General features: G+C 40.1%; 19 protein-coding genes and 1 pseudogene. 12 read left to right on the top strand and 8 right to left on the bottom strand.

All coding sequences use genetic code 11. From position 1 onward, the window contains the following. Positions 1-30: 30 nt before the first annotated feature. Complete coding sequence (locus EAL44_RS02110) at positions 31-1,191, top strand: HP1165 family MFS efflux transporter (protein ID WP_121074205.1); 1,161 nt, start codon at positions 31-33, stop codon at positions 1,189-1,191. A 6-nt stretch (positions 1,192-1,197) separates the two neighbouring features. On the opposite strand, the gene EAL44_RS02105 is transcribed toward EAL44_RS02110, so the two are convergent. Together EAL44_RS02105 and ccoS are read right to left on the bottom strand one after the other, a co-directional pair. Further along, positions 1,198-2,172 (bottom strand): NAD(P)-binding domain-containing protein, encoded by a 975-nt coding sequence (locus EAL44_RS02105; RefSeq protein WP_121074202.1) that lies wholly within the window; start codon positions 2,170-2,172, stop codon positions 1,198-1,200. Positions 2,173-2,197: 25 nt separating this feature from the next. Continuing rightward, entirely contained in the window at positions 2,198-2,389 is a 192-nt protein-coding gene (gene ccoS / locus EAL44_RS02100; protein ID WP_001090949.1) for a cbb3-type cytochrome oxidase assembly protein CcoS, read from the bottom strand. 121 nt (positions 2,390-2,510) lie between these two features. Between ccoS and EAL44_RS02095 the strand changes: the two genes are divergently transcribed. The 3 genes from EAL44_RS02095 (at position 2,511) to ybeY (ending at position 4,152) form a co-directional block, all read left to right on the top strand. After that, positions 2,511-3,092, top strand: a complete 582-nt coding sequence (locus EAL44_RS02095; protein ID WP_121074199.1) for a DedA family protein — start codon at positions 2,511-2,513, stop codon at positions 3,090-3,092. 89 nt (positions 3,093-3,181) lie between these two features. After that, positions 3,182-3,676, top strand: coding sequence for a flavodoxin (locus EAL44_RS02090; protein ID WP_120913241.1), 495 nt, complete (start codon positions 3,182-3,184; stop codon positions 3,674-3,676). Between the two features lie 53 nt (positions 3,677-3,729). Next, positions 3,730-4,152, top strand: a complete 423-nt coding sequence (gene ybeY, locus EAL44_RS02085) for an rRNA maturation RNase YbeY (protein ID WP_121074196.1) — start codon at positions 3,730-3,732, stop codon at positions 4,150-4,152. 89 nt (positions 4,153-4,241) lie between these two features. On the opposite strand, the gene fic is transcribed toward ybeY, so the two are convergent. From fic to fliW, 6 genes and pseudogenes are all read right to left on the bottom strand, one after another. Then, positions 4,242-4,775: a protein adenylyltransferase Fic gene (gene fic, locus EAL44_RS02080; protein ID WP_003016818.1), complete on the bottom strand. Its 534-nt coding sequence runs from the start codon at positions 4,773-4,775 to the stop codon at positions 4,242-4,244. Between the two features lie 5 nt (positions 4,776-4,780). After that, positions 4,781-5,579: pseudogene (proC, locus tag EAL44_RS02075) on the bottom strand (pyrroline-5-carboxylate reductase). A gap of 12 nt (positions 5,580-5,591) precedes the next feature. Beyond that, the gene (hopL, locus tag EAL44_RS02070) at positions 5,592-9,230 is read right to left on the bottom strand and encodes a Hop family outer membrane protein HopL (protein WP_121074190.1); all 3,639 of its coding nucleotides are present in this window, start codon (positions 9,228-9,230) and stop codon (positions 5,592-5,594) included. Between the two features lie 22 nt (positions 9,231-9,252). Beyond that, positions 9,253-11,346: a Hop family outer membrane protein HopI gene (gene hopI / locus EAL44_RS02065; RefSeq protein ID WP_121074187.1), complete on the bottom strand. Its 2,094-nt coding sequence runs from the start codon at positions 11,344-11,346 to the stop codon at positions 9,253-9,255. A gap of 108 nt (positions 11,347-11,454) precedes the next feature. Then, entirely contained in the window at positions 11,455-12,516 is a 1,062-nt protein-coding gene (murG, locus tag EAL44_RS02060; RefSeq protein ID WP_121074184.1) for an undecaprenyldiphospho-muramoylpentapeptide beta-N-acetylglucosaminyltransferase, read from the bottom strand. Positions 12,517-12,527: 11 nt separating this feature from the next. Continuing rightward, complete coding sequence (gene fliW / locus EAL44_RS02055; RefSeq protein WP_001105859.1) at positions 12,528-12,935, bottom strand: flagellar assembly protein FliW; 408 nt, start codon at positions 12,933-12,935, stop codon at positions 12,528-12,530. A gap of 137 nt (positions 12,936-13,072) precedes the next feature. Between fliW and valS the strand changes: the two genes are divergently transcribed. The 8 genes from valS to EAL44_RS02015 all read left to right on the top strand — a co-directional run bounded on the left by valS (position 13,073) and on the right by EAL44_RS02015 (position 20,707). After that, positions 13,073-15,691, top strand: coding sequence for a valine--tRNA ligase (gene valS / locus EAL44_RS02050; protein WP_121074181.1), 2,619 nt, complete (start codon positions 13,073-13,075; stop codon positions 15,689-15,691). 14 nt (positions 15,692-15,705) lie between these two features. Next, the gene (ffh, locus tag EAL44_RS02045) at positions 15,706-17,052 is read left to right on the top strand and encodes a signal recognition particle protein (RefSeq protein ID WP_000484780.1); all 1,347 of its coding nucleotides are present in this window, start codon (positions 15,706-15,708) and stop codon (positions 17,050-17,052) included. Between the two features lie 73 nt (positions 17,053-17,125). Next, positions 17,126-17,356: a 30S ribosomal protein S16 gene (gene rpsP, locus EAL44_RS02040; protein ID WP_000216132.1), complete on the top strand. Its 231-nt coding sequence runs from the start codon at positions 17,126-17,128 to the stop codon at positions 17,354-17,356. A 16-nt stretch (positions 17,357-17,372) separates the two neighbouring features. Beyond that, the gene (locus EAL44_RS02035; RefSeq protein WP_101005606.1) at positions 17,373-17,696 is read left to right on the top strand and encodes a KH domain-containing protein; all 324 of its coding nucleotides are present in this window, start codon (positions 17,373-17,375) and stop codon (positions 17,694-17,696) included. Further along, a complete protein-coding gene (gene rimM, locus EAL44_RS02030) occupies positions 17,697-18,251 on the top strand; it encodes a ribosome maturation factor RimM (protein ID WP_121074178.1) in 555 nt (184 codons plus the stop codon). Further along, positions 18,252-18,941, top strand: a complete 690-nt coding sequence (gene trmD / locus EAL44_RS02025) for a tRNA (guanosine(37)-N1)-methyltransferase TrmD (protein ID WP_000672899.1) — start codon at positions 18,252-18,254, stop codon at positions 18,939-18,941. A gap of 21 nt (positions 18,942-18,962) precedes the next feature. Further along, positions 18,963-19,319 carry a 50S ribosomal protein L19 gene (gene rplS, locus EAL44_RS02020; protein WP_000797719.1) on the top strand — a complete coding sequence of 119 codons (357 nt, stop codon included), beginning with the start codon at positions 18,963-18,965 and terminating at the stop codon, positions 19,317-19,319. 596 nt (positions 19,320-19,915) lie between these two features. Next, on the top strand, positions 19,916-20,707 hold the full coding sequence (locus tag EAL44_RS02015; protein WP_121074175.1) for an NYN domain-containing protein: 792 nt from the start codon (positions 19,916-19,918) through the stop codon (positions 20,705-20,707). Positions 20,708-21,075: the final 368 nt, after the last annotated feature.

Raw genomic sequence — 21,075 nt, 5'->3', positions numbered from 1 at the left:
TTATAAGCTAGTTTTAATTATAATTTTCAAATGTTAAGAAAAAACATTTTAGCTTACTATGGGGCGAATTTTCTCTTAATCATCGCTCAAAGCTTGCCCCATGCGATTTTAACCCCCTTGTTGCTTTCTAAAGGGCTTAGTTTGAGTGAAATCTTGCTCGTGCAAACCTTTTTTAGCTTTTGCGTGTTGGTGGCTGAATACCCAAGCGGTGTTTTAGCGGATTTGATGAGCCGGAAGAATTTATTCCTTGTTTCTAATGCCTTTTTAATCGCTAGTTTTTCGTTTGTGCTGTTTTTTGATAGTTTTATCCTCATGCTTTTAGCATGGGGGTTGTATGGTTTGTATAGCGCATGCTCTAGCGGCACGATTGAAGCTTCACTCATCACAGACATTAAAGAAAATCAAAAGGATTTGTCCAAGTTTTTAGCCAAAAACAATCAAATCGCTTATTTAGGCATGATTATAGGGAGTTCTTTGGGATCGTTTTTGTATCTCAAAGTCCATGCGATGCTGTATATCGTGGGGATTTTTTTAATCATGCTCTGCGCGCTAACGATCGTGATTTATTTTAAAGAAAAAGAAGCGGATTTTAAAAGCCAAAAAAGCCTGAAACTCCTTAAAGAGCAAGTCAAAGGCAGTCTTAAAGAGCTTAGAGACAACCCCAAGCTTAAAATTTTGTTAGTGGGGCATTTGATTACGCCCATCTTTTTTATGAGCCATTTTCAAATGTGGCAAGCGTATTTTCTAAAACAAGGCGTTAAAGAGCAATACCTTTTTGTGTTTTATATCGCTTTTCAAGTGATTTCCATTCTCATTCATTTTTTAAAAGCCAAAAATTACAGCCAAAAAATCGCCTTGAGTTCGCTTTTGGTGTTACTAGGCGTTAGCCCCTTATTGCTTATGAATATCCCTTATTTGTTCATAGGGGTGTATGCGCTCATGGTGGCGTTTTTCACTTACATGAGTTATTGCTTGGGGTATCAATTTTCCAAATTCGTTTCTAAAAACAACATTTCATCGCTCTCATCGCTTTTATCAAGCTGTGTGCGCGTGGTCTCTGTGCTAGTTTTATCCTTGAGCAGTTTGGAACTGCGTTACTTCTCGCCCCTAACTATCATCACCATGCATTTTGCCCTAACGCTTCTCATCCTCTTTTTCTTTTTGTATAAGGCTAAGCCGTTTGATGAGTGAGCGGCTTTAAGAGCGCAACCTTTTAGCGATTTCTTGCGCGACATCATAGCCATGGTTTAGTGCGGTAGCGATGCTCGCTCCTGATTTGAATAAAATATCGCCCACGATGAACAAATTAGGGATATTGTTGCTCTCTAAATTTTCCTTCACCACAGGGATATTCGTGCTAGGATCTAATTCTAAAGAACAGCGTTTAAAAAACTCTAAAGGCGTAGAGCCACCGATCGCATACAGCAAGCGATCAAAACTCTCGCTCATGTTATCGGTGAAATTAACCTTAATTTGAGTGCCATCTTCTTCTAGGCTTTCAATATCCACTCCAAGCTTGCTTTTAAGCGTGTTGTTGTCTAGGACTTCTTGCAAGTTTTTAGCGTTGTCTTCATTGATACGGCTGAATTCTTTTTTGCGGTAATTGAGGGTGGTTGGGGTGGTTTTACACAAAGCAATGGCGTATTCCACCGCTGAGTTGCCTCCGCCGATCACAAGGGTTTTTTCATTTTCCTTACAATCATTGATGCTAAAAACCACTTGTTTGGAGAGCGCGACAGGGATTTTATAAGCAGTGGGGCGGTTTGGTTGGCCCATTTTCCCAATCGCAACCACCACGAATTTAGCATGATAGGTTGTGTTAGAAGTGGTGGTGATTTTGAACAATTCGCCTTCTTTTTTCACGCTCTCAATATCGGTTTTATAGCTTGGCGTGATGTGATGCTCTTTTAAAAGGTTAGTGAAATTCTCTAAAGTTTCTTCTTTAAAGCTGTCTTTAAAAGGGATATGCCCTTTAAGCTCTACGACTTGCTTTTTATAATCTTTATCAATCCTTTTACCGGCTTTATAAAACTTTTCCAACATGCCTGAATGGCTTTCGGTTTTTTCGCATAAAAGCGCCTTTTTAACGCCGGCTATTTCGCATTCTACGGCCGTGGCAATGCCCCCAGGCCCTGCGCCCACTATCAACACGTCTAAAATTTCTTGGCTCATTTCTATCCTTTTATTTTAATTCTTTTTAATTCTTTTGGCGTTTTTCTTGTAAAATCGCTTCGTTCAAATCGCTCGCACTATCATACAACACGCTTTCAAGCATGCGTTTTTCATCGTCAAACTGACCGCTTTTAACCCCCCATAAAAACGCTATTAAGCCTACCAATCCCATAAGCACTGAGACAACTAACATGATGGTTAAAATTTCTGTATTCATCTCTATATCTTTTAGGTTATTAGGATAACCCTACCATTATACTAAAAGATAGCGTTTAAATCACCAACAGGTTAATAAGTTTGGATAACATGAAAATGAGAAAACTAAAAAGAGGATTTTTATGCAAGAAGCGTTGTTGCGTTTTCAAGAGGGTTTTAAGGAGTGGGGTTATCTTATTTTGTTTTTATATTCTTTAGGAGGTGGGTATGTGGGGATTGTCATCGCTTCTATTTTGAGCGCTACCACGCACGCTTTGGATATAAAAATAACGATTGTAGTCGCTTTTTTAGGGAATATGGTAGGGAGTGGGGTTCTTGTAGTCTTTGCCCGCTATCAAAAAAGAGAGTTTTTAAAGTATTTTCATAAGCATCGAAGAAAGCTTGCTTTGGCGAGTTTGTGGGTGAAACGCTACGCTTTTTTAATGATTTTTGTCAATAAATATTTGTATGGGATTAAAAGCGTTGTGCCTTTGGCAATTGGTTTTAGCAAATACCCTTTAAAAAAGTTTTTATGGCTTAACGTTTTTTCCAGTTTTTTGTGGGCGTTAATCGTGGGGAGCGTTTCTTTTCAAGCGAGCGATTGGGTGAAAACGCTGTATGAAAGGCTTTCTCATTACACTTCGTTTTTTGTGATAAGTTTTGTTCTTATAGCGCTTTTAATATGGTTTTTGTTGAAACGATATTCGCGCAAAATGGGTTTTTAAGCAAGATGTTTAATTAAATGCGCTAGACTACGCCCACAAGCATTCGCATAAAGTGGGTGTGTTAATATCTTAAAATAAGGATTGAGAACATGGGAAAAATTGGTATCTTTTTTGGGACAGACAGCGGGAACGCTGAAGCCATTGCTGAAAAAATCAGCAAGGCTATTGGTAATGCCGAAGTGGTTGATGTGGCTAAAGCTTCTAAAGAGCAATTTAACGGCTTTACAAAGGTTATTTTAGTCGCTCCAACAGCCGGTGCGGGCGATTTGCAAACGGATTGGGAAGACTTTTTAGGCACACTAGAAGCGAGCGATTTTGCTAATAAAACCATTGGGCTTGTAGGCTTGGGCGATCAAGACACTTACAGCGAAACTTTTGCAGAAGGCATTTTCCACATTTATGAAAAAGCGAAAGCCGGCAAAGTGGTAGGGCAAACTTCCACTGATGGTTATCATTTTGAAGCTTCTAAAGCGGTAGAAGGCGGTAAATTCGTGGGTCTTGTGATTGATGAAGACAATCAAGACGATTTAACAGATGAAAGAATTGCAAAATGGGTAGAACAAGTTAAAGGTTCTTTCGCTTAATCTTTATAAGCCCTAAATTTTAGGGCTTTTTTAAACTTCTTTTTATATCTTTAATGCTAGAAATAGACAACCAAACCCCACTAGAATCAGACTTTTTATTATTAGAAAAAATCGCAAATGTTTTAGCCCCCACTCAAATCATTGAACTTATTTTAGTGAGTAATGAAACCATGCGAGAGATCAATCGGGATTTAAGGAACTGCGATTACGCTACCGATGTTTTGAGCTTCCCTTTAGAAGCGATCCCGCACGCCCCTTTAGGGAGCGTGGTGATTAATGCGTCATTAGCTCAAGAAAACGCCCTGAAATTAGGGCATAGCTTAGAAAATGAGATCGCTCTTTTATTCATTCATGGGGTGTTGCACTTGCTAGGCTATGACCATGAAAAAGATAAGGGCGAACAACGCCAAAAAGAGGGCGAACTCATTAAAGCTTTTGGCTTGCCTTTGAGTTTGATTGAACGGGCACAAGATTAGTTTTAGATTGCTTTAATGCTGACAAATAAAGCTTTTAATTTTTAAGAAGTGGTATTTTTAAGATTTGCAAAAATGCTTTTTGGTGTTTTTCAAAGCCCTTCATAATAATACGACTGCGTGATGCCTTTAATGAAAGTTAAGGGATCGTTAATATTAGAACTCAAATGCTTTTTTAAAAGCGTTTTGATTTCCAAATCATTCACAGGGCTTCTCTCCATAGCGCTCAAATAAGCGGCTTTATCAATCCTATCCCAAAGCACAATTTTTTTCAATTCCTTTTTAAGCAATAAATCAAGCCATATCCTAGTCGCTCTGCCATTACCCTCCAAAAAAGGGTGGGCGATATTCATTTCCACATATTTTTCTATGATTTGATTGAAATTATTTTGCGGCATGCCCTCAATTCTGGGTAAAATCAAATCCAAATACAAGCAATTAGCGAACCTGAAATTCCCTTTAGAAATATTTTTATCCCTGATTTTCCCGGCAAACTCATACAGCCCTTCAAACAAAAACCGATGGATTTCTTGCAAGCCCTTGATTGTGCCTACTTCTATGGTATCAATCAGACCGCTTTGGATCAAATGCTTGGCTTTTTCTAAACTCTGCCTGTCTAAATGCATCGCGCTTATTTTTTAAGAGTGCAATTTTTTAGGGGGCGTATTTTTTTTTACGCTCTTGCGGCATGCTTTGATGAACGCTCCCCTAATCCCCTTTTTTTCTAAAACGCTCAAGCCTTCAATCGTTGCGCCTTTAGGGGTGCAAATTTGCTCTATGATCATCTCAGGGCGTTCTTTTTCTAACAGCTTGGCAAAGCCTTTAAAACTCATTTTTACCAATTCTAAAGAATCTCTAGCGTTCAAACCCTCTCTAATACCGGCGTCTTTCAAACCGCTCGCTACCAAGCTTAAAAAAGCGAGCGCGCTCCCATTGGTCGCTATACTGGCATCCACCTGCTCTTCATTGCCCACTCGCACGCAATTCCCAAAACTCTCAATAATACTCAAAGCTTTCTCGCTTATTGAAGGCGCAACCGATTTTTCGCACACCGCCGTAGAAGATAGGGCGAATTTGCTCGCAATGTTAGGCATGCATTTTAAGTAATGTAAAGAATTAATCGCATTGCTTAAAGCTTCAAAACCCACGCCAGCTAAAGCGCTCAAAACGCTTTTGGCTTGCCCTTGATAATTGAAATCCTTAAGGTTATAAGGCTTAAAAAGTAAAAACACGAATTTTTCATGCACATTAATAGCGTTTTTGTAAGGCACGATGTGGGCTTGAATGTTTTTTTCTTGTAAAAAGGGGGCGATTTTTTCAGGGTTTCTTCCGGTGATTTCTAAAATAAAACGCTTGGATAAAATTTCATGAGAGCCTTCTAAAATCGCTTGAGCCATATTCCCATAGCCGATGAATTGTAAGATTTCCATGAAACGCCTTTTTTAAAACCCCATGATGTAATTGATATAGAAAGTATAAAGTCTCCTATAGCTCACATCGGCCCCAGCACTTCTCAAATACGCTTGATTGATGAGAGGCACTTTAATCCCAAATTCCACGCTCTTTTGGCTGATAACCCCTTGATTGTGGAATTTCTTAGCGAAACGCTTGAACTCCGCAAAGTTGGTGCGCACCCCAAAATTCAGCGCCACTTGAAAATTCGTTGAATGGATGTCATTGGCGTTCCCCCAATTGTCAATGATTTGTTGCCTTAAAGAGCTAAGCCAAGTCGCGCCGCCCAGTTGGACCCCAGCAAATAGCCCAAAATTCAACGCTTTAGTGTTGTAAGTCCTCCTGAACAAGTTCCATAAAAAATCCGTGCCTACCCCATAAGCAAAGATATTCGCTTTCACGCTTTGATTGGCTACGCCGATTTCACTAAAGCCGTAATCAAAGAAAAAATAATGCCTAAGGCCCAATTTCCTAGCCTTACCAAAGAAGTATTTATAGCCTATGCCAACCCCTAAGCCGTTGCTCATGCCGTGTTGGGTGCTTTTAGCGGCCGCATACTGGCTTAAAATGGGCTGAGAGCCGTAGCTGTTGGCTTGATTTTGCGCGTTTTGAACCTGATTTCTGGCGTTAATCATCGCATCAATGAGCTTTTGTTGCACCATAAAGAAGGTTTTATCCCCTAAAAGCTGCCGTAAGGTTTGCGAGAATGACTGAATGGTGGTGGTGTTAGAAGTGATTTCTTGAAGCAGGGTTAAAATCGCATTAGGGCTAATATCGTTTTGTAAGGCTTGAAACCCTTGAGAAATAGCGCTCGTGATCGCTTGAAAAGCGCTTGTAAGACTAGTAGATACATTAGTATCATTATTTTGGATAAACCCGGCGGTTTTAATAAATTCGGTGAGCAGATTAATTAAATTGTTCGTATCGCTCACCCCATTTGTGGGGATTGCCCCTAAAAGGTTGATAAGCCCACCGGTGCAAGTAGCACCACTACCACTACTACCATTACACAAATTACTGAGACTGCTGCTATTACTTTTTAAAGCTTCAAAGAATTGTTTTAAGCCGTTTTCAACGCCTTTATTATTCCCAGAGCTGGCGATGATGTTGGCTATTTTTTGAGCGTCATTATAGACTTTTTGTAAATTGCTGTCGGTTGTGGTGGTGGCGCTTTTGCTAGGGGTGTAGCAATTACTGCTATTTCCATTCGCTCCATTGGTGCATGTTTGGTAGGCGTTATTAGTATAAGTCCCTAATTTCCCATCACTGGCGTCTGTGAGCATCTGGTAGGCTGTGTTGATTTGACTAGTGCCATTCCCGCTGCTTCCGCCACTCGCACCATTGCCCCCATTAACGCCCTTAAGATTTGTGATGATTTGATTGAGCAACCCACCGCTAGTGAGCGTGATTTGTTGGACATTGTAGGTGATGCTGTTCCCGCCATTGCTCCCACTTTGAGTTGTTGCGCTTGTTGTGTATCCTAAAGCGCTTTGCAACCCGCTGTAATAAGCCTTAGAATCGGACCACTGCTGATAGCACCAATTGCCACCGCTCCCATTCGTTCCGCTCGCGCATGCGTTATTATTGTTTGCTGCCCCACTTGTTTGCTGGGTTTGCTGGCTTTGATTGATTAAAGCGCTCATGTCTGTAGGCACTTGCTGGTTAATGGTATTGATGAGCTGATAAAAATTCGCTCTCAATTGGATGCGTAAATCTTGGTTATTGCTAGTAGTTAAATTTTGCGATTGATTCCCAGTAGTGTTATAAATCGCATTCGCCCAATTTTGGATATTACTTTCTTGGTTTTGAAAAGCGCTTTGAATGCTTTGTTGGAAATTGCTGACATTTTGCAACACGGTGTTTAAAGCTCCCATCACCGTGCTGTTAGGAGATTGTGTGGCCGTCCCGCCGCTTTGAGCTAAATTAGTCGTTTTAGCTTCTTCTTCATTATTCACAACCACCATCGCTTTCAGTTTGGGAGCGTTGCTTTTAGCTTGAGTGGTAGTCCCATTAGTAGAGCTTAAAATGTTTTGCAATTGGGAGTTCCCACTGATACTCAAACCCCCAGAGTTGCCGCATGAGCTTGTCCCGGATGGCGATCCATTAGTGCATAATATTTTGGCGTTGTTTTGCAAATTGGTCTCTGAAGTTTTTAAAGAGTTATAGACGCTCCACACTTGAGAGACAAGGTTGAAAGAATTCACGCCGATCTGCTCTTTGCCGTTGATGGTTTGGATTTTGGAGGTAGCGACTAAAGAATTGTCAAAGCTGCTTGCGCTATTTGTGGAGCTTGTGGCTGAGCATGAAATCCCGCTAGAAGCGCTGCTAGTAATACTCCCGGTAGCGCTCATGCAATCATAGGCGCTGATATTTTGCCCTTGAGCGTTGGTAACGGTGCCGATTTGGTAATTGTTAGAAGTGTTTTTGAGCAAGTTTTTAGGCTCGCTAAAACTGATCCAAGAAATTTGTTTTAAAGCGTTATTGTATTGTTCTATCGTGCTTTCATAGGCTTGGAAATTCAAAGCGTTGTGCAAATTGTTTAAATTATAGGTGGTGTTGTTGATCGCATTGTTGTCTAGAGTGTTGATAGCGACGCTTTGGAGTTTTTGGGCAATGGCTTGGACTTGCTGGTTGGCTTGGTTATTTGAGGTGGGGGTTGCGGCTAAAGGGTTTAAATTTTGGATAAATTGCTCCAAACACTGGACTTGATTAGTGCAACCATTGGGGTTATTTTGATTATTAGCGCTCAATGTCCCTTGTAAGGTGTTCATTAAAAGGGTGTTGTTATATTGTTGTTGGTTATTGCTGTTTGAAGAAGTAGAGCCTAAAATGGAATTAGCTGGATAGAATACGACTTGTCCCGGTGGGTTTAACACCACATGCGTTGAGGTTGTGGTGGGGAAAACCCCTACCCCTAAAGTGTTTAAAGCGTTAACAAGAGCACTCACGTAAGCGGTATTGTTGCTAGAGGCATTCACCGCACTGGTTAGATTGGTGAGTAAGGATTGCACATAAGTGGTGCTAGTGGTTTTAGTGATGCTGTTTTCAATTTCTTGCAATAATGCTGTCATGGATTGCGCGGTGTTTTGGAGCTGGGCTTTGACTTCTTTGGTGTTGTTGCTAGGATTAAGGCTATTGATAGAGCTAATGATGCTAGAGCTTAGCGCGATGCCTTCATTAAAAGCGCCTTGAGTGTTGGAAAGGAGTTTGGCTGTGATTTGCGAAGAATGGGCTTTTAAGGGGTCAGAGCTTCCTTTAAGCCCTATGATTTGCTGGGAAATGCTAGAGATTTGACGGCTAGAATAAAAGTCTTTTCTTTTGCCAATTTGATTTAGGATATTAGAAATGCCCTCTAATTGGTTGCCCACGGTGTTACTCACGCCATAGCCTAAAGCGTCAATAACGCTTTGAGAGCTTAAAGTGATTAAACCGGTAGTAGGCCCTGCAATATTGATCGCGCTTTGGGTTACGCTGTTGATGATGTTTTGATTTTCTAAAAGTTGTTTGTTGTTGATGAATTGTTGCGTGCCGCCGATTTGATAGCCTACAGACATATACCAGCCATTGTCTTCAGCTAAGAGGGAGCCAATTAAAAAGAGTGGTATAAATTTTTTAGCTTTTTTTGTCATATTTTTCCCTTATTTTGTTTAATCAAAAGCCTATGTTGTAGCCTACATAAAAACTAAAAGCTCTTCTATACTTCGCTGTAACGCCTTCTGATTGGTAATAGGTGTGATAAAGCACCGGTATTTTAAGGCCAAATTCTACCCCTTGAGAAAAACGAGACCTTCTTTGCTTAGCGATCTTGGAAAAATTAGTCCTTATGCCTAAATCAAAAAGGAATTGGAAAGAAGTGTCCTTAGGCTTAAGATGGTTGCCATCCACTTGATCTAAAAAATTCGTTTTCCAGGTTTGCCCTGCAAATTGAATGCCGGCAAAAAAACCTATATCTATCGCTTCAGTCCCTCTTTTTCGGGTAAAAACATTATAAAGAAAATCTGTGCCTGCTCCATAGCTAGAGAGCGTGGCTTTCACTAAAGAAGGGTTTGATCCAAATTGCGCGTAACCAAAATCATAAAAGCCATAATACCTAAGCCCAAACATGCGTTTTTTGCCAAAGAATTGCTTATAGCCCATTTTCACGCCAAAGCCGTTCATGTTATTAGAATTAGAGTTATGCTCCAAAAAATTCCTAGCAAAGCCCATTTGATAGACTTGATTCACTTTAGTTTGCATTTCATCAATCACCCCACCAATCACTGCTTTAGAGCGATAAAGCCCATAAGCCATTAAAGTTTTTGCCGTGGGGGAATAGGGGTTGGCTAAGATCTTGTCAATTTGTGCAGGAGTGGGGGCGTTTGTGGCTTGTTCTAGCTGGTTCATGATCACTTTTTGTTCTTGTTGGGCTTGTTGTGGGGTTAAAGTATTTTGTGCATTATTGGTATTAGCTTTTCCTCCATAGCTAGGCAAGAAATTCAAACCTTTATTATTTAAATCCAAATAGGGAGCGACCCAATTGGTGATGAAATCCCCATACGCTTGGGTGTTATTGAGCAGGCTTTCCCCATAGTTGATCGCGTCTTGCATCTGGCTATAGCTTGAAGTGCCTGTGAGTTTAGCGGCCTTGTTGGCAAAAACTTGCATGCCTGAAAAAATCATAGAAGCGGTGATGCCATTAGCGATGATGCTATCGGCTAAATAATAGACCGCTGAACTGGGGTGGTAGGTGTATTGGCCATTGCCTGATCCTACTGTCGCTCCAGCGGGTAATTCTTTTAAGGGCGCTTGCGTAGTTCCATTAGCGCCGTTTTTAGTGTAATAACCCGGGCCGCTAAAGCTTTGGTAGCCTTGTTGGGAATTACTGCCATTAGGGGCTTTATTGTAAGTGAAGCCAAATTGCTTTTCATTGGCTAATCCCCCTAAAATCCCTGCTTGCATCAAAGCCTGGAAGATGTTTTGGGCGTTTTGAGCGATAGAATTAGCCTCGTTAGTAGCGGTGCATTGGTTTTGAGTGCTGCAAATGGTTTGAGTGCCATTATTTGAGGTGGCTAAGCCGTCTTGTAAAAGGTGTTGCAAGACTTCAGGGCTAAAACTCACAGGACTGCCATTAGGGGTGCTAAAAGATTTATTCGTTAAGGTTTGGTTATACCAGAGCGTGGTTAAAGCGTTGGTAATATCATTGTGTAAAGCGTTCATGACATTGGCTAGACCCTCAGGTAAGGCAATAACAGTGCTTTGATTGCCAAATTTGACATTAAAGACTTTGGCGTTAGAAAGATTTTCAGGGTTACGGATTAAAGTCTCACCGATGAGTTGGGTGAGCTTCTCTAAATTGTTGACTAGAGATTGCATATCAAAGGTGGCATTGACATTGCCTCTTGGGGGGTTGTTGCCTGTATCGCCATTATTTTCTTTAGGATAGCCCCCCGCATAGAGCAAGCATCTTTTAGAAGGATCAGGGCAGAGCATTTGCATTAAAACCCTTGTTTGTTGGCCCATCGCTTCTAAATAATAGGCTAAAGGCACCGCCGCAGATTCTAGAGCGATAGCGTTTTGGCGGATATAGGTGGATGCGTCTTGACTGGCGTTAAGCCCTGAGTTATCCACCCTTTGAACGGCTAGAGAAGTTTGATAACTCACCCCCATAAAAAACCCATCATCTTCTGCCGCTAAAGGATTAAGAAAAAATAAGGGGAGTAGGCTAGAAGAGATAAGCCATTTTTTATTAAAAATAAAGTTTTGCAAGGGGTTATCCTTTTCTTTTTATAAAGATTTGAGCTATCCTAAATTTTATCTTATTGATCGCTTAAGTTTAATGGTTAGTCGCTTAATTGTTGATTAAAATGGGCTATTTTAAGCGTTCAAAATCGTTTCAATAATGGTTTTTGCGCCGTCTTTAGCGATTTTTTGTTGCAATTTGGCGCTGATAGTGGTGAGGTTTTTATTGCCTTGATCGTCTTTTTGGTTGAGCTTTCTAATCACTTCAAAGAGCTTTTTGGGTAGCAATTCATTTTGAGGCACGATATAGCACAAGTTTTCTTTTTCAAATTCTAAGACATTGTAATACTGGTGGTTATTGCTCGCAAAAGGGTATGGGATAAAAATCGTGGGTAAGCCATTAGCGCACAATTCCCACACGCTGCTAGCACCCGCTCGGCTCACGCACAAATCCGCCTTGCGCATGACTTCTATGATGTTGTTGTGGAAAGCGAACAATTCTATCTTGTCCAACAGCCCTAATTCCTGGTAAAAAAAACGCATTCTTTCATGAGCGTCTGAGCCACAAATATGCGTGATTTTAATCCCTTGTTTGGTGAGTTTAGGAGCGTTTAATAGGGCAAATTCGTTGATCGCTTTTGCCCCTTGCGAACCGCCTAAAAATAAAATATGCTTGATTTCAGTGCGAGTCCTGGCGAAATCAAAAAAAGCGTTTTGCACGGGATAGGAGGTTAAAACATGATTTCCCTTATCTTTAAACGCATAGCTTGAAAACACCGCCTTAGCTTTAGGGGAAAGGTAGCGGTTAAGAGAGCCTTTGATCGCATTTTGCTCATGGATATAAAGGGGTATGTGATCAAGCAAGCTTGCAAAACTCGCCGGCCCTGCGCTAAACCCTCCCACGCTAATGGTGTGCGTGATCTGGTGTTTTTTTAAAATCTCTTTGGCTTTGAAAGCGGCTTTAACTTGCAAGAATAAAGAGCCTATTTTTTTAAAGAAGCTTTTATTGACCACGCCTTGCGTGTTGAAAAAATAGCGTTCGCTAAACAGGGGGCTGTTTTCAAACCATTCTCTATCCTGCCCATAAGTGGAGCCTAAATAAATAGCCTCTATGCCTTGCTTTTCTAATTCTATGGCTAAGGCTTTAGCGATAGAGAGATGCCCCCCTGTGCCTCCCCCTGTAAGAGCGAATTTCATGCTAAAAACCCTTAAGCTCGTTCTCTTTCTTTAACCACAAAGCTTTTCAAAGGATCTCTAAAGCCAAAATCCGGGTAATCCATCATAGAAAGCGCCACTTGAGCGCCAAAGCCATTTTTGGAATTAAACACTAAGGGGGCTAAGAAATTAACCATAGAATCTTCTAAATTTTTTTGCAACACGACCACGCAATACACCTCAACTTTGGAATGAGAATCTAATTCTAGCAGTAATTCTATGTATTTGGGTATCACAAAGCTGTATTCCCTCAAACAATAAGGATTCACTAAGACCATATCCAACGCCATGGGCGAGTTCGTTTGACTAACCAATCGGCTGAATAAGGAATCAATTTTTTCCAAACGCACTTCATTGATATGCTCAAACCCTAAAATAGGGGCTTTTAAAAAGTAATTCACTAGACTATCCTTTTTAATTTAAATGCTTTGTTGTATAATTTTAAAAAAATACGCAACAATTAAAAGCGTAAAAGCAAAAGGCGTTCCAAAAACCAACCATTTTTGAAAGAACGCTCTATTTTAGGATAATAACAATAATGAAACAAGAACCCACCACCTACCAACCAAAAGAGATAGAAAAAAAGATTTATGAAATTTGCTCTCATAGGGGGTATTTTGAAATTGATGGCAATGAAAAAATCCAAGAAAAAGGCAAACGATTTTGCTTGATGATGCCCCCTCCTAATGTGACCGGCATCTTACACATAGGGCATGCTTTGACTTTAAGCTTGCAAGATATTTTAGCGCGTTATAAACGCATGGACGGGTATAAGACTTTGTATCAGCCAGGGTTGGATCACGCCGGCATTGCGACGCAAAATGTTGTAGAAAAGCAACTTTTAAATCAAGGGATTAAAAAAGAAGATTTAGGGCGTGAAGAGTTCATTAAAAAAGTGTGGGAGTGGAAAGAAAAGAGCGGGGGAGCGATTTTAGAGCAAATGAAGCATTTGGGCGTGAGTGCGGCTTTTTCTAGGACTCGTTTCACGATGGATAAGGGCTTGCAAAGAGCGGTTAAATTGGCGTTTTTGAAATGGTATGAAAAAGGTCTCATCGTTCAAGATAATTACATGGTGAATTGGTGCACTAAAGATGGGGCGTTGAGCGATATTGAAGTGGAGTATGAAGAGCGTAAGGGGGCGTTGTATTATATTAGATATTATTTAGAAAATCAAAAAGATTATTTGGTGGTGGCTACCACACGCCCTGAAACTTTGTTTGGCGATAGCGCGCTTATGATCAATCCTAATGATGAGAGGTACAAGCATTTAGTGGGGCAAAAAGCGATCTTGCCTTTAATCAATCGCACAATCCCTATTATCGCTGATGAACATGTGGAAATGGAGTTTGGCACAGGGTGTGTGAAAGTTACCCCTGGGCATGATTTTAACGATTATGAAGTGGGCAAACGCCACCATTTGGAGATGATTAAAATCTTTGATGAAAAGGGGATTTTAAACGCGCATTGCGGGGAGTTTGAAAATTTAGAGCGATTAAAAGCCAGAGACAAGGTCGTAGAAAAATTAAAAGAAAACGCCTTATTGGAAAAGATAGAAGAGCACACGCATCAAGTGGGGCATTGCTATCGTTGTCATAATGTGGTAGAGCCTTATGTGTCTAAGCAATGGTTTGTCAAGCCTGAAATCGCTCAAAGTTCTATTGAAAAAATCCAACAAGGTTTAGCGCGATTTTACCCCTCTAATTGGATCAATAATTATAACGCTTGGATGAGGGAATTACGCCCTTGGTGTATCAGCAGGCAATTGTTTTGGGGGCATCAAATACCGGTGTTTACTTGCGAGAATAACCACCAGTTCGTAAGCCTAGATGCTCCCTTAAATTGCCCTACTTGCAAGAGTGAAACACTAGAGCAGGATAAAGATGTGCTAGACACATGGTTTAGTTCAGGGCTATGGGCGTTCTCTACTCTGGGGTGGGGGCAAGAAAAAAGCGGTTTGTTTAATGAAAACGATTTGAAAGATTTCTACCCTAACACCACGCTCATTACCGGGTTTGACATCCTCTTTTTTTGGGTGGCCAGAATGCTCTTTTGTAGCGAGTCGCTTTTAGGCGAATTGCCCTTTAAAGACATTTACTTGCACGCCTTGGTTAGGGACGAAAAGGGTGAAAAAATGAGCAAATCTAAAGGTAATGTGATAGATCCTTTAGAGATGATAGAAAAATACGGCGCGGATAGTTTGCGTTTCACTTTAGCCAATTTGTGCGCTACGGGTAGGGACATTAAGCTTTCCACTACGCATTTAGAAAACAACAAGAATTTTGCCAACAAGATTTTCAATGCGGTGAGTTATTTGAAACTCAAACAAGAATCTTTCAAAGATAGAGAGCGTTTGAACGAATACCAAACGCCTTTGGGGCGTTATGCGAAATCGCGCTTGAATCTTGTTACTAAAGAGGTTCGTAACGCTTTAGATAATTATCGTTTTAATGACGCTACGACTTTGTTATACCGCTTTTTGTGGGGGGAATTTTGCGATTGGTTCATTGAATTTTCTAAAGTGGAAAATGAAGCGATAGACGAATTAGGGAGCGTGTTAAAAGAGACTTTAAAACTCTTGCACCCTTTCATGCCCTTTATCAGCGAGTCTTTATACCACAAGCTCAGTAACACGGAGCTAGAAAATACATGCTCCATTATGGTCATGCCTTACCCTAAAGATTTGGCGCGAGATGAGCCATTAGAGCATGAATTTGAAGTGATTAAAGATTGCATCGTGTCTTTAAGGCGTTTAAAAATCATGCTAGAAACCCCACCGATTGTTTTAAAAGAAGCGAGCGTGGGATTAAGGGAGAAAATAGAAAACACAGAGCGTTTGCAAACTTACGCCCAAAAATTAGCAAGGTTGGAAAAAGTCAGCGTGATAACTTATAAGCCTTTAAAAAGCGTGAGCGATGTGGGGGAATTTTGCCAAACTTATGCAAATTTAGAAAATCTTGATCTAAGCCCGCTCATTGCTCGTTTAAAAAAGCAGTTGGAAAAACTGGAAAAAGAAAAATTAAAACTCAATTTGCACAATGAAAATTTTGTCAAAAACGCCCCTAAAAGCGTGCTAGAAAAAGCCAAAGAGAGTTTAAAAACGCTTTTAGAAAAAGAGGGTAAGATCAAGCAAGAATTGGATTTGTTAGAACAACCATAATCAAAGGATAGAAAATGTTTCAAGCATTAAGCGATGGGTTTAAAAACGCGCTCAATAAAATCCGCTTTCAAGATGATGAAAAAGCGCTAGACAGAGCGTTAGACGAATTGAAAAAAACGCTTTTAAAAAATGATGTGCATCATAAAGTGGCTAGAGAATTGCTCAAAAAAGTGGAAAGCCAGACTAAACTCAGCGGCATCGGTAAGCAGCAATTTTTAGACGCTTTAGAAAAGAGTTTGTTAGAAATCTTAAGCGCTAAAGGGAGCAGTGGTTTTACTTTCGCTCAAACGCCCCCCACCGTGGTTTTAATGGCAGGTTTGCAAGGGAGCGGTAAGACAACCACCACCGCTAAACTCGCTCATTATTTAAAAACCAAAAATAAAAAAGTGCTTTTATGCGCATGCGATTTGCAACGCTTAGCAGCGGTGGAGCAATTAAAGGTTTTGGGTGAACAGGTGGGCGTGGAAGTTTTTCATGAAGAAAATAAAAGCGTGAAAGAAATCGCCAACAACGCTTTAAAAAGGGCTAAAGAAGCGCAATTTGATGTTTTACTCGTGGATAGCGCGGGGCGTTTAGCTATTGATAAAGAGCTTATGCAAGAATTAAAGGAAGTTAAAGAAGTCTTAAACCCCCATGAAGTGCTGTATGTCGCAGACGCGTTGAGCGGGCAAGATGGGGTCAAAAGCGCAAACACCTTTAATGAAGAAATAGGCGTGAGCGGGGTGGTGTTAAGCAAATTTGATAGCGATTCTAAAGGGGGTATCGCCTTAGGTATCACTTACCAATTGGGCTTACCCTTGCGTTTTATTGGGAGCGGGGAAAAAATCCCTGATTTAGACGTGTTTGTGCCTGAAAGGATTGTGGGGCGTTTGATGGGGGCTGGAGATATTATCTCGCTCGCTGAAAAAACCGCCAGCGTTTTAAACCCTAATGAAGCCAAAGACTTAAGCAAAAAGCTCAAAAAAGGGCAATTCACTTTCAACGATTTTTTAAACCAAATTGAAAAAGTGAAAAAATTAGGCTCTATGAGTTCTCTGATCTCTATGATTCCAGGTTTAGGGAATATGGCAAGCGCGCTAAAAGACACGGATTTAGAAAGTTCTTTAGAAGTGAAAAAAATCAAGGCCATGGTCAATTCCATGACCAAAAAAGAGCGAGAAAACCCCGAGATTTTAAACGGTAGCCGAAGAAAAAGGATCGCTTTAGGGAGCGGCTTAGAAGTGTCTGAAATCAATCGCATCATCAAACGCTTTGATCAAGCGAGCAAAATGGCGAAACGCTTAACCAATAAAAAGGGTATTAGCGATTTGATGAATCTAATGAGTCAGGCTAAAAATCAAACGCCCCCTAAAATGCGCTAACTTTTAAGCATGTTTTAGGCGCTTTTGTTGTATAATCTCAAATTTAATACGAATATTTTAGGAGATTTTTGTAATGACAGTCATTAGACTCACTCGCATCGGGAGAAAGAAAAAGCCTTTTTACAGAGTGGTGGTAACCGATTCTAGGAAAAGAAGAGATGGAGGCTGGATTGAATCCATTGGGTATTACAACCCTTTAAGCGAGCCTAAAGATGTTAAAATTGATAAGGAACGCTTGAATTACTGGAAAGGCGTGGGGGCTAAAATGAGCGAGAGGGTGGAAAAACTTTCTCAAAAAGCCTAAGGTTTTGTGAGACTAAATGCGCGAATTAGATCCTTTGAACACGCCTTTTTCTCAAGCTGATTGTAAGGACTATTCGTATTGCGTGGCAACTTTTTTAGAGAAATATTTAAAAAAGGTTGTTTCTTTCCCGCAAGCTTTGAGCGTAGAGCACACGCTTTTAGAAGATAAAATCAAACAAATCACTATTTATACCCACCCATCAGACATGGGGCATGTGATTGGTAAAGAGGGCAAAATGGTGAGCGCGATTAAGGCGTTTGTTTCTGGTGTGAAAGCCAAAGACGGGTTTTCTTATAAAATCGTTGTTTTTGCCAGTAAAAATAGCGATCAAACGCCTTGAATGGTTTCTATGCTTTTAGTGGGCAGAATTGGTAAAAGCGTGGGGCTTAATGGGGGGTTAAAGCTTCATTTAGAGAGCGATTTTCCAGAGTGTTTAAAAAAAGGCGTTAAGGTGAGCGTCGCTCCCTTGAATGCTTTCTCTTGCGCTTCTTCTTTTAAAGAATATACAATCCATTCTTATGAGTATGCCAAAAACCTGTTATTTTTAGAAACTATCCACACGCCCGAAAAGGCTAAAGAGCTGACTAATTTAGGGCTTTTTATGAGTGAAGAAGAGAGCAAGAAGCTCTGCGTTTTAAAAGAGGGCGAGTTTTTTTATTGCGATTTAGTAGGGCTTAGCGTGGTGGAAGGAAACGAGATTTTAGGAAAAGTCATAGAAATCCAAAGGATTTCTCAAATAGATTATTTCATGGTTGAAACCACGCTGAACTTGGTTGAAAAAGGTTTGGCTAAGATTTTTTTAATCCCTTATAGGGATTTTTATATCCAAGAAATCCTTTTGCAAGACAAAAAAATAACCACCCATAACGCTAAAACGCTTTTAGAGAATAGTTGAGTGAAATTCAGCGTTTTAACCCTTTTCCCGCAACTCATCTTGCCTTATTTTGAAGATTCTATTTTAAAAAGAGCGTTAGAAAAAAACCTTTTTGAATTGGAAGTGTTAAACCTTAGAGATTTTAGCGCTAATAAATATCAAAAAGCGGATCACACGCTCATTGGTGGGGGTGCGGGGCAAATTTTAGACCCTGAGATGATAGAAAACGCGCTCCATTCTGTTAAAAACCCTAAACACACGATTTTTTTAAGCGCGGTGGGCAAGCCTTTCAAGCAAATAGACGCGATGCGTTTGGCTCAAAAAAAGCATGTCGTTTTGGTGTGCGGGCGTTATGAGGGCTTTGATGAACGATCTATTGAATTGAGCGCTGATGAGGTTTTTTGTATAGGCGATTTTATTTTAACAGGGGGCGAGCTTGGGGCGTTGTGCTTGATAGATAGTATCGCTCGCCACATTCAAGGGGTTTTGGGTAACGCCCAATCTTTAGAAAATGAGAGCTTTGAAAACCATTATTTGGAAGCCCCTAATTTCGCTAACGCTGTTTTTAAATCTAAAGAAATCAATAAAATCCCTGCACCTTTAGAATATTCTAAAGGAAATCATGCTAAAATCAAGCAACTAAAACTTGATTTGTCAAAATTAAGGACAAAATTCTACCGCCTTGATTTATTCAAACAGCACAAATCATGAAATTGACATTAAGGAAAACACATGAAAAACCGCTACATTCAGCAGTTTGAAGACGCTCAATTAAAAGACAAGACCATGCCAGTATTTAAGGCCGGCGATACTTTGAGATTGGGTATTACCATTAAAGAAGGCGAAAAAACACGAACTCAGTATTTTGAAGGCGTGTGCATTGCGATTAGAGGCAATGGCGTGGATAAGACTTTTTGCGTGCGTAAAATAGGGGCTAACAATATCGGCGTGGAGAAAATTTTCCCTTTTTATAGCGAAAGTTTGGCGAGCGTTGAGGTGTTGCGCGTGGGTAGGGTACGCCGCGCGAAGCTCTACTATTTGCGCGATAGGAGAGGTAAGGCAGCAAGGATTAAAGAAGTCCGCCATTAACTTTAAGGCTTTTTATCAATCATGCCGGTTGGTAAAACGCTCTTTAAGGTTTAAAATCCGTTTTTTAACCGCTTCTCTTAAAATTAGCGTAAAACTTTTTAAATGGATTGGATTGGCTTGAAAAAGAGTTTTTTTTAATCCCTTATTGGTTTTACTACCAACTTTTTAAAGCTTTCTTTAAATTGAGATCAAGGTAGGGCTTTATCGCTTCTTTTTTGGCTTGCTATCTGTTAAACTGAATTTTTAGCTCTGTTTTTTAATGAGGCGTTGGTTGTCAAATTTTAAAAAAGGTTAAAAAGCGTTTTTTACCATCAAAATACAAAAAACTTGACACAAATTGAACGATAACTCCTTAAAAAAGCGATCAGGTTAAGGGGGATTTAAAGGGTTTGAAAGAATATTAAAGTGCGAAATATCCCCCTATATTCTCAAGAAAGTTTCACTATAAAGTTTTTAAAAAATGAAAGAAATTAATTAAGGCTTTGAATGTCTGTTTGATGAGAACAGAACCTTTATTTCCTTTAAAAAACAAGGCATGTTTAAATCCCCATGCTATACTCAAAACTTATGGCAAAGTTCGTATTTTGGGAGAATACATGGAAAAAATTGAAACCACGATTTTTGTGGATTGGGAAAATCTTCTCGCCGATTTGAAAGCAATCCAAGAAACGGATGAGCGTTTAAAAGAGCCTAATTTTAATTTCAACAATCCCGATCAACTCTTAGCGCTAATCTGTTCGTTTTTGGAGCCTGAAGAAGAATTGAAGCGGATCTATTTTTATGTATCTGAGCCTTTCACAGAAGTTGAACCTAGAATCAAGGGCAATAAAAACGAAGAACTTGAGGAGTATAAAGAGAAGAATCCCAAAGATTATGAGGAAAGAGTGAATAAATCAGGGATTATCCAATCTTTCAACCATGCGATCGCCCAACAAAATCAAGTGAAATTACGAGTCGGGCGGGTAAAGTTCAAATTCGTATATAAGTTCGAAGACAAAGAAGTCTATAATGGTCTAGAAGCCAAGATTTTCATACCTTACTTAAAGTTGCGTCAAAAACAAGTTGATGCGCTGTTGGCGCACGATATTACCAAGCTGTATTGCACCAAACAAGGAGGGTGTATTTTGCTGTTCAGCAGGGATACTGATTTTGTGCCTGTGTTAGAAGCCGCTTGGGAGAAAGGCTTTGAAGTCTTCATCGCCAACATTCAAGAAAGCCCCAATTCTGTCCCTTCAGACTTGAAGAAGTCTTGCAATGTGAGAGAACGCAGTGTCGCTGAAATTGTAGATAACTTGCCAAAAAATCAGTACACCCCCAAGAAAAAGAACTTTTCCCCCAACGAGCCTTTTAACAACCCATTTAAAGACCAACTCTTTAAGAAGAACTAACGCATTTCCCCCACCAAGGGGACAAAAAAGCACCCATTTTAAAAGGGTTAGCTTAAGCGGATTTTTCTAATCCATGATTTCATTTTTTGCTCTCTATTATGGAGTGATTTTTGAAAACGGAGATAAATTAGCGCTTAATAGTGGTTTTATGGGGAATGCGTGCGTGTTTTTGGCGGTATTTAGATTTCTCAAAACCCAATCGTTTTAAAATTTTAACCTACTTTGTCAAAAATTTTTATAGTTTAAGCAAACCTTAAGCTTTCTATGACTATACTTTCATTTCCTTGTTTCAGCAAGGGCTTTTAAAAAGCCGCTTTGCAATCTGCAAGGATAGCTGATTAAGCAAACGATCTTTGAAAACTAAGCAA

The organism is Helicobacter pylori, from assembly GCF_003637685.1.
GTDB classification, from domain to species: domain Bacteria; phylum Campylobacterota; class Campylobacteria; order Campylobacterales; family Helicobacteraceae; genus Helicobacter; species Helicobacter pylori_CJ.
Note: the sequence above shows the minus strand (reverse complement) of the source record. Positions and strands in the feature narration are given on the sequence as shown.